This is a genomic window from Vibrio sp. OPT46, from assembly GCF_015163535.1.
GTDB lineage: Bacteria > Pseudomonadota > Gammaproteobacteria > Enterobacterales > Vibrionaceae > Vibrio > Vibrio alginolyticus.
The window spans coordinates 7,414-16,002 of the sequence record NZ_JADDYG010000298.1; the positions used below are offsets into that span (position 1 = coordinate 7,414).

Annotated in this window: 10 protein-coding genes and 1 pseudogene; 9 read left to right on the plus strand and 2 right to left on the minus strand. The window is 44.9% G+C overall.

All coding sequences use genetic code 11. The annotated features are described in order from the left end of the window. The 7 genes and pseudogenes from IQR33_RS33030 to IQR33_RS13440 form a co-directional block, all read left to right on the plus strand. A pseudogene (locus IQR33_RS33030) lies at nucleotides 1–757 on the plus strand (electron transport complex subunit RsxC); the annotation flags it as partial. Then, nucleotides 757–1,803, plus strand: a complete 1,047-nt coding sequence (rsxD, locus tag IQR33_RS13415; protein ID WP_005390256.1) for an electron transport complex subunit RsxD — start codon at nucleotides 757–759, stop codon at nucleotides 1,801–1,803. The pseudogene IQR33_RS33030 and the gene rsxD, both read left to right, overlap by 1 nt. 7 nt (nucleotides 1,804–1,810) lie before the next feature. Continuing rightward, the gene (gene rsxG, locus IQR33_RS13420) at nucleotides 1,811–2,443 is read left to right on the plus strand and encodes an electron transport complex subunit RsxG (RefSeq protein WP_193837606.1); all 633 of its coding nucleotides are present in this window, start codon (nucleotides 1,811–1,813) and stop codon (nucleotides 2,441–2,443) included. Continuing rightward, complete coding sequence (locus IQR33_RS13425) at nucleotides 2,443–3,135, plus strand: electron transport complex subunit E (RefSeq protein WP_005380745.1); 693 nt, start codon at nucleotides 2,443–2,445, stop codon at nucleotides 3,133–3,135. The genes rsxG and IQR33_RS13425 overlap by 1 nt, the downstream gene beginning before the upstream one ends. Nucleotides 3,136–3,199: 64 nt before the next feature. After that, entirely contained in the window at nucleotides 3,200–3,841 is a 642-nt protein-coding gene (gene nth, locus IQR33_RS13430; RefSeq protein ID WP_005380743.1) for an endonuclease III, read from the plus strand. A 32-nt stretch (nucleotides 3,842–3,873) separates the two neighbouring features. Further along, a complete protein-coding gene (gene gloA / locus IQR33_RS13435; protein WP_005380739.1) occupies nucleotides 3,874–4,290 on the plus strand; it encodes a lactoylglutathione lyase in 417 nt (138 codons plus the stop codon). 150 nt (nucleotides 4,291–4,440) lie between these two features. Beyond that, nucleotides 4,441–4,875 carry a DUF2753 domain-containing protein gene (locus IQR33_RS13440; protein WP_005384886.1) on the plus strand — a complete coding sequence of 145 codons (435 nt, stop codon included), beginning with the start codon at nucleotides 4,441–4,443 and terminating at the stop codon, nucleotides 4,873–4,875. A 120-nt stretch (nucleotides 4,876–4,995) separates the two neighbouring features. Here the strand turns inward: IQR33_RS13440 and motY are convergent, their stop codons facing one another. Continuing rightward, nucleotides 4,996–5,877 carry a flagellar protein MotY gene (motY, locus tag IQR33_RS13445; RefSeq protein WP_104975503.1) on the minus strand — a complete coding sequence of 294 codons (882 nt, stop codon included), beginning with the start codon at nucleotides 5,875–5,877 and terminating at the stop codon, nucleotides 4,996–4,998. Between the two features lie 341 nt (nucleotides 5,878–6,218). On the opposite strand from motY, the gene rnt reads away from it, so the two are divergent. Both rnt and IQR33_RS13455 read left to right on the plus strand, forming a co-directional pair. Next, a complete protein-coding gene (gene rnt, locus IQR33_RS13450; RefSeq protein WP_005384888.1) occupies nucleotides 6,219–6,863 on the plus strand; it encodes a ribonuclease T in 645 nt (214 codons plus the stop codon). Nucleotides 6,864–6,891: 28 nt separating this feature from the next. Continuing rightward, nucleotides 6,892–8,217 carry a Na+/H+ antiporter family protein gene (locus tag IQR33_RS13455; protein ID WP_017821192.1) on the plus strand — a complete coding sequence of 442 codons (1,326 nt, stop codon included), beginning with the start codon at nucleotides 6,892–6,894 and terminating at the stop codon, nucleotides 8,215–8,217. A 78-nt stretch (nucleotides 8,218–8,295) separates the two neighbouring features. On the opposite strand, the gene IQR33_RS13460 is transcribed toward IQR33_RS13455, so the two are convergent. Beyond that, nucleotides 8,296–8,589: DsbA family protein (locus IQR33_RS13460; protein WP_193843764.1), on the minus strand; the 294-nt coding region annotated here is incomplete at its 5' end.

Consider the following 8,589-nt stretch of genomic DNA (forward strand, 5'->3'; position numbering starts at 1 on the left):
TGCGATTGCACGTGCCAAAGCACGTAAAGCGAAGCAAGCAGACTCAATTGAAGCGGAAGAAGCTGAAGCACCTGCCGAGCAAACCGACGATCCGAAAAAAGCCGCAGTTGCCGCTGCAATTGCTCGAGCCAAAGCGCGCAAAGCGAAGCAAGCAGACTCAACCGAAGCGGAAGAAGCTAAAGCACCTGCTGAGCAAACCGACGATCCGAAGAAAGCCGCAGTGGCTGCTGCCATTGCACGTGCCAAAGCGCGTAAAGCGAAACAAGCAGACTCAACTGAAGCGGAAGAAGCTGACGCACCTGCCGAGCAAACCGAAGATCCGAAGAAAGCCGCCGTGGCAGCTGCCATTGCACGTGCCAAAGCACGTAAAGCGAAGCAAGAAACGCAAACTGAGCCTGTTGAAGACGCAACTTCTGAAGAACCAGAAGTGGATCCGAAAAAAGCCGCGGTTGCCGCAGCAATTGCGCGCGCGAAGGCTCGTAAAGCGAAACAAGCAGACTCAACTGAAGCGGAAGAAGCTGAAGCACCTGCCGAGCAAACCGAAGATCCGAAAAAAGCCGCCGTGGCAGCTGCCATTGCACGTGCCAAAACGCGTAAAGCTAAGCAAGAAACGCAAACAGAGCCTGTTGAAGAAGCAACCTCCGAAGAACCAGAAGTGGATCCGAAGAAAGCCGCGGTTGCCGCAGCAATTGCGCGCGCGAAGGCACGCAAAGCGCAACAAGAAGCTAATAAAAATAATACTGAGGAGAACGAGTAGTGTCGTTTTTTATTGCCAGTTCACCGCATACCCACAGTCGTCGTAGTACGCCAGACTTAATGAAATGGGTGGCACTTTGCGCACTTCCAGGTTTAGTAGCTCAAACCTACTTCTTTGGTTGGGGTACGCTTATTCAGCTGATTTTTGCCATTGCAGTCGCTGTATCCCTTGAAGCCTTAGTCATGATCTGTCGTAAACGCTCACCAATGAGAGCGCTACGTGATAACAGTGCAATAGTTACCGCTTGGTTATTAGCCGTTGCTATACCACCATGGTCTCCGTGGTGGATTATGGTGATCGGGCTTATTTTTGCGATAGTAATCGCTAAACACCTCTATGGTGGCCTTGGACAAAACTTATTCAACCCTGCAATGGTCGCTTATGTGGTCTTGTTGATCTCTTTCCCAGTACAAATGACGAGTTGGAGTGCACCGACATCACTCATACCTGATCATGTAAATTTTGCAGATACACTCTCTTTAATTTTTACGGGCTATGATTACGACGGCTTATCACTTCAGCAAGTTCGCTCAGGTGTTGACGGTGTGACAATGGCGACACCACTTGATGCATTTAAGACTGGCATTCTTACAGGTGCCACTCCAAGCGAAGTAATGTCGCAGCCAATATTTGATGGCTTAGGTGGTATTGGTTGGCAATGGGTAAACCTTGCTTACCTTCTTGGCGGGATAGTCATGATCAAAAAGCGTATCATCCAATGGTATATTCCAGCAGGTTTCCTTGCGAGTCTGACTCTGTTTAGCCTAGTGTTCACGTTGCTGACGCCAGGGGAAACTGCGTCGCCAGTTTTACACTTGTTATCTGGTGCAACCATGCTTGGCGCATTCTTTATTGCAACCGATCCCGTTTCGGCGTCTACCACCGTCAAAGGACGTTTAATCTTCGGTGCGCTTATTGGTGCTTTGGTTTTTATCATTCGCAGTTGGGGCGGTTTCCCAGATGGTGTTGCATTTGCAGTGTTGCTTGCAAATATGTGTGTGCCACTGATCGATTACTACACCAAACCTAGAACTTACGGTCACTGAGGTAAACATGTTAACCGCTATTAGAAAAAATGGTCTGACACTCGCGATATTTGCATGTGCAACAACCGGATTAGTCGCCCTTACTCAGTACCTAACAAAAGACCAAATCAAGGTACAAGAGCAAAAACAATTACTTTCTGTTTTGAATCAAGTCATTCCAGAAAACATGCATGACAACGCACTCGCGCAAGCTTGTACAATGGTCACGTCTCCAGATCTGGGGACATTACGTGCGATGCCAGCCTACCTCGCCACGAAGAATGGTGAACCAACAGCAATCGCAATAGAATCTATCGCGCCAGATGGCTACAATGGTGAGATAAAAGTAATTACTGGGATTGATAATCAGGGCAATATTTTGGGGACACGCGTCCTAAACCACCAAGAAACCCCTGGTCTGGGCGATAAAATCGATCTTCGTGTCACAGACTGGATCCTGAGCTTTACAGGAAAACAAGTCACGGAAAACAATTGGAATTCGTGGAAAGTTCGTAAAGATGGCGGAGATTTCGATCAATTTACTGGTGCAACGATCACGCCAAGAGCCGTCGTAAAAGTCGTGCGAAATACCGTTAACTACGTAAACCAATCTCGTGAAGACATTCTTAGCCAGCCGTTAGGCTGTGAAGGAGAGCAGTAATGAATGAGAATAAATTACTGATGAAAAACGGTATGTGGAGTAATAACCCCGCTCTCGTACAACTGCTGGGCTTATGTCCACTGCTAGCGGTTTCTTCCACGATAACCAATGCATTAGGTCTTGGTATTGCAACCTTACTCGTGCTAGTTGGATCCAACGTCACGGTTTCTCTTATTCGTAACTATGTGCCAAAAGAGATCCGTATACCTGTATTCGTGATGATCATTGCCTCACTCGTTACCTGCGTTCAGTTGTTAATGAATGCCTATGCGTACGGTTTGTACCTGTCTCTAGGTATCTTTATTCCTCTGATTGTAACGAACTGTATTATTATTGGCCGAGCAGAAGCTTACGCGTCAAAAAATGATGTTGCACCCGCTGCGCTAGATGGTTTGTGGATGGGCCTTGGTATGACGAGCGTCTTGGTTGTTTTAGGTGCCATGCGCGAATTAATTGGTAATGGCACACTATTCGACGGAGCAGACCTTCTCCTAGGAGACTGGGCTTCAGCTCTACGGATTCAAGTTTTCCAATTTGACAATAGCTTCCTGTTAGCGCTTCTCCCACCTGGTGCATTTATCGGTGTTGGGCTGTTGATAGCGCTCAAAAATGTCATAGATAATTCAATTCAGGCACGTCAACCAAAAGAAGAAAAACCAACCATAGAACGTGCTCGCGTCACTAACGCATAACAAGATAAGGCTCTGTCATAGGAGCCTTTTTCATAAACCGCAGAGACGGTATTGGAAGTCAGCAATGAACAAAATAAAAAGAATCGAAATTCTTGAGCGATTACGAGAAAACAATCCGAATCCTCAAACTGAGCTTAACTGGAGCTCCCCTTTTGAGCTGCTAATCGCTGTATTACTATCAGCTCAAGCAACCGATGTAAGCGTCAATAAAGCCACCGACAAGCTTTTCCCTGTAGCGAATACACCTCAAAGCATTCTTGATTTGGGAGTCGATGGCTTAAAAGAATACATAAAGACCATCGGTTTGTTTAACTCAAAGGCAGAAAACACAATCAAGACTTGTAAGATCTTGTTGGAAAAACACAATGGTGAAGTTCCTGAAGATCGTGCAGCGTTAGAAGCGCTACCAGGCGTAGGTCGCAAGACCGCAAACGTCGTGCTCAACACCGCTTTTGGTTGGCCAACCATTGCCGTCGATACGCACATTTATCGCGTGTCGAATCGTACTAAGTTTGCAATGGGCAAAACGGTTGATGATGTCGAGCAAAAGCTATTAAAAGTTGTGCCAAAAGAGTTCAAACTCGATGTGCACCACTGGCTCATTCTTCATGGTCGTTATACGTGCGTAGCAAGAAAGCCTCGCTGCGGTAGCTGTATTATCGAAGATTTGTGCGAATATAAAGAGAAAGTATACCCAGATAGCTAACGCTATTTGTAAATCAAAGCTAGGAGCAAAAAATGTCAAACGGTCGAATTCTCCACACTATGCTTCGCGTAGGTGATCTAGACAAATCCATCAAGTTTTACACTGAAGTTATGGGCATGCAGCTGCTTCGTACTAACGAAAATAAAGAGTACGAATACACGCTAGCGTTTCTTGGTTATGGTGACGAATCCCAAGGTGCAGTGATCGAACTGACTTACAACTGGGGTAAAACTGAGTATGACCTAGGTACTGCTTTTGGTCATATCGCCATTGGTGTTGATGATATCTACACAACTTGCGACGCTATCAAAGCGGCGGGCGGTAATGTGACTCGTGAGCCAGGTCCAGTAAAAGGCGGAAGCACGCACATTGCATTCGTAAAAGACCCAGATGGTTATATGATTGAGCTTATTCAAAACAAGCAAGCTTCAGCAGGTCTTGAAGGCTAAGCGGCACTTCTAATAATCACTTGTACTGCAAGTTGAACTCCGATTACAGGCAGGTCTGCGATCTGCCTGTCCTTTTATAAACAAAACTCTTTACTTGATAATAGTTATCGTTTAGATTTATCCGCAACTTCGATATGCGGGATTACGATAATGATCAGTGAATGGGAAAAACACACACTTCTAGCCGATACGGCACTTCAACTAGATGACCCTGTTCGCAGCATTCTTCATTACCAGCAAGCCCTAAGCCTGAGTGAAGATATCAGCGAATGTGTGGAAATTGAGGCGGACGAGCGATTATTAATTTCTGTGATTTCTTGTCATAACTTAGCTCAGTTCTGGCGTTGGGCTGGAGATACTGACTATGAACTCAAATACCTTCAACTGGCCTCTGAGAAAGTCTTAACACTTATCCCACAATGCCCAAATAAAGAGTGTGCAAGCTTTATCGACTCGATAGGATGCTGTACTAAGGCGTTGATAGACTTTATGAAGCGTCACCCTAATCCGGCTATTGCCAAACAGGTTGAAAAAATAGATACCGCAACCAATTGCGAAGTCATTGCCAAATTCCGCTTAAACTAACATTCAAATTATACAGCAAGAATCACCGAAAGGTGCTTGGCAAAATACCACTAAAATATTATTAACAACGTCAGTAAATCAAAAACGCCGAAGCTTTCAGCTTCGGCGTTTTTATATGCATCACACTTGGGTTCGCCCTAGAGATATCACGACTCGGCGGTTTTTGTCTTTTCCTATTGGCGAACCGTTATCTGCAATAGGACGACGCTTGCCGTACCCTTGCACTTGAATTCGATCTTCCGGTAGCCCTAGAGACTGAAAGTAATCACGAAGTGACTCTGCACGTCGCTCTGATAAACTTTGACTCGCACTTTTACCATCGGTTGAATCTGTGTACGTCGCCACCAGCACGAGATCGATATCTTGATTATGTCGGATATAATCTGCAATTTGTGATAAACGCTTTTTAGAAGCCTTGGTTAACTGATCACCTTGTCTTTCGTAGTGCAAAATCGTAAAAGCAATGTCCTCGAAACTGTATTTCAATAAGTTGGAAATACAGTCGCTAAACGCGTTGTACTTGTTTTGAAACAGTACTGATGACAATGCGACTTCAATTCTCTGATCTCGGCTCTGCCAATCTTGGTAACTAAAAGTCGGATAACGGCCTTTTTCCAGCTCAGACAACATACCCCATGCTGTTTGCCCTCCGACATAACCATCAAACTGTTTAAAAAACTTTAGGTTTGTAATTCGATCGGCGTGTTCACCTGGTCGCCAAGGTGGCGGCATAGAAATGAGACTGACGTTACGTGTTTCTCCCATCGGACGACGCATTTTTAACTCAAAGTCTAAATTGATTTTTTTATTTGCACGAGATGAAAATACCGCATCTCCAAAGCTTGGAATGGGGTGTACAAGCTGACATTCTAGTGGTGTATTGACCACCATTTCCCATTGAGATTGCTGTGGAGTTGCAGCATAACGTTTGCCCATCAAAGCGAAGCTGCTTGTGCTAAACAACGAAAATACAACACCACTGGTAATCAGCCATTTCTTCATCTAATACTGTCTCTTAAACGGCAGTCTGTTGCCGTCAATTTGCATCAATAAAATTACTTCAACCGGCATGCAAAAATCTCGCCAATATAGGGTTATCTGTCACACTGCCATTAATGTGAGCCACCGTGTTCCAATCACCTTAACCGCCACTTAGCGTTTTACTTCCTCATGTTTTATCGGTTTACATGATGCAAAGTATGGCGAATAAACGTCTACATAATATGCAATACAAACTTATTGATTGGATGCAAAATAGAATTCCGGTTTTCTCTTAAATTGCGGTTTTTCTCATCGGTATAATCTGCAATAATGCAGCCTTCGTCACACAAAAATAAGCCAACATGACACTAGAAAATGAAGCTCTAACCTTGAAAAAACGCTTTCGTGGTTATTTCCCTGTGGTAGTAGACGTTGAGACCGCTGGTTTCAATGCTCAAACTGATGCACTTTTAGAAATCTGTGCCGTTACGTTGAAAATGGACGAACATGGCGTGTTGCATCCGGCCTCCACCATTCATTTTCATGTGGAACCATTTGAAGGCGCTAACTTAGAAAAAGAAGCGCTTGAATTCAATGGTATTCGTGACCCTTTCAGCCCTCTTCGAGGTGCTGTTTCTGAGCAAGAGGCGCTAAAGGAAATTTATAAGCTTATTCGCAAAGAACAAAAAGCCGCAGATTGCTCACGTGCAATTATGGTTGCTCATAACGCAGCATTCGACTTGGGTTTTGTAAATGCGGCAAATGAACGCTGTAAACTAAAAAGAGTCCCTTTTCATCCCTTTGCTACTTTTGATACGGCTACATTAAGTGGCCTTGCTTATGGCCAAACAGTTCTCGCTAAAGCATGCAAAACAGCCGGGATGGAATTTGATAACCGTGAAGCACACTCTGCGCTTTACGATACACAAAAAACAGCAGAATTATTCTGCGGTATTGTCAACAAATGGAAGGCCCTCGGCGGTTGGCCGCTTGTCGACGAAGAATAATAAGTAAACACAACATATTAGGAAAAGTATGAATCCTGTCGTTATATCAGTGTGCGTCATGCTCGTGTTAGCATTGATGCGCGTAAACGTGGTGGTTGCCCTCACGTTTAGTGCCATCGTAGGCGGCCTAGTCGCAGGCATGAGCCTTGGGGATACGGTTGCCGCATTTGAAAGTGGTCTAGGTGGCGGTGCAACTATCGCGCTAAGCTACGCCATGTTAGGTACTTTCGCTGTTGCCATCTCAAAATCAGGCATCACGGATCTACTGGCCAAAAGTGTTATCAAGCGCTTAAATGGTAAAGAAAACTCGGCGTCAACTACCGGGTTAAAGTACGCGGTGTTAGTCGCGCTCGTTCTTGTCACTATGTCATCTCAGAACGTAATTCCGGTCCATATCGCCTTTATTCCAATTTTGATTCCACCTCTTTTGGGCGTATTTGCGAAACTTAAACTCGACCGACGTTTGGTCGCGTGTGTTCTTACCTTCGGTTTGATCACACCTTACATGATCTTACCTGTTGGTTTCGGCGGTATTTTCTTAAACAACATTCTATTAAAGAACCTACATGACAACGGTTTGGAAAACGTGGTTGCAAGCCAAGTCCCAACCGCCATGTTACTGCCAGGTGCAGGAATGCTGTTTGGTCTATTACTGGCTATCTTTGTGAGCTATCGTAAACCGCGTGTCTACAAAGAAACTGAGTTGACTGTCGTTGACGAAACCGATCACGTCATCAATAAAAAGCACATCTTAGTTGCGGCACTTGGTATTGTCGCTGCTTTGGGTGTTCAGCTTTACACGGGTTCAATGATTATCGGTGCTCTAGCTGGCTTTATGGTGTTCACTTTCGGCGGCGTTATCGCATGGAAAGAGACGCACGACGTGTTCACTAAAGGTGTACACATGATGGCAATGATTGGCTTCATCATGATTGCAGCGGCAGGTTTTGCAGCAGTAATGAAGCAAACTGGCGGTGTTGAAACACTAGTACAATCGCTATCAACCAGCATCGGTGACAATAAGCCTCTAGCTGCACTACTGATGCTGATCGTTGGTCTATTAGTAACAATGGGCATTGGTTCATCGTTCTCTACGATTCCAATCCTTGCAACTATCTATGTTCCTCTTGCGCTAGCATTCGGCTTCTCGCCGATGGCAACGATTGCACTGGTAGGTACTGCAGCTGCGTTAGGTGATGCAGGCTCTCCAGCTTCTGACTCTACATTAGGCCCTACATCTGGTCTAAATGCCGACGGTCAACATGAGCACATTTGGGAAACAGTCGTTCCAACCTTTATCCATTACAATATCCCTCTAATCATCTTTGGTTGGATTGCAGCAATGGTGCTTTAATACTATTGTTTGGATGGATATACATTTAGTTACGAAAAAGCCGCTCAATGAGCGGCTTTTTGTTATTCATAACTGAGGTTATTGCGCTGGCATATTGTCAATAATACGCTCACGAATCAGCTTCAAGGTTGGTTCTGTCGACAGGTAATCGATGGCAATCGGAAAATAAGCGTCGTTAATTTTAAGAACCAAGCTAGGGTAAGAGTTCACACCTAGGCTCTTTGCAAGGCTCAATTGATCTTCGAACACACCCTCTAAGAAAGAGCCATCCATGTCATTCTTGAATTGCTGAACATTCAAGCCAATTTCTCTCGCTAGTTGCAAGTGAGTGGCTTCTTCATGAGGAGGCATCGCACGTAAGTAATACGCATG

What these genes read in the sequence shown, in the direction of transcription:
- motY (WP_104975503.1), bottom strand. Translation starts at nt 5,877, where the DNA reads ATGAAGAAATGGCTGATTACCAGTGGTGTTGTATTTTCGTTGTTTAGC.
- nth (WP_005380743.1), top strand. Translation starts at nt 3,200, where the DNA reads ATGAACAAAATAAAAAGAATCGAAATTCTTGAGCGATTACGAGAAAAC.
- rsxG (WP_193837606.1), top strand. Translation starts at nt 1,811, where the DNA reads ATGTTAACCGCTATTAGAAAAAATGGTCTGACACTCGCGATATTTGCA.
- IQR33_RS13440 (WP_005384886.1), top strand. Translation starts at nt 4,441, where the DNA reads ATGATCAGTGAATGGGAAAAACACACACTTCTAGCCGATACGGCACTT.
- rnt (WP_005384888.1), top strand. Translation starts at nt 6,219, where the DNA reads ATGACACTAGAAAATGAAGCTCTAACCTTGAAAAAACGCTTTCGTGGT.
- gloA (WP_005380739.1), top strand. Translation starts at nt 3,874, where the DNA reads ATGTCAAACGGTCGAATTCTCCACACTATGCTTCGCGTAGGTGATCTA.
- IQR33_RS13425 (WP_005380745.1), top strand. Translation starts at nt 2,443, where the DNA reads ATGAATGAGAATAAATTACTGATGAAAAACGGTATGTGGAGTAATAAC.
- IQR33_RS13455 (WP_017821192.1), top strand. Translation starts at nt 6,892, where the DNA reads ATGAATCCTGTCGTTATATCAGTGTGCGTCATGCTCGTGTTAGCATTG.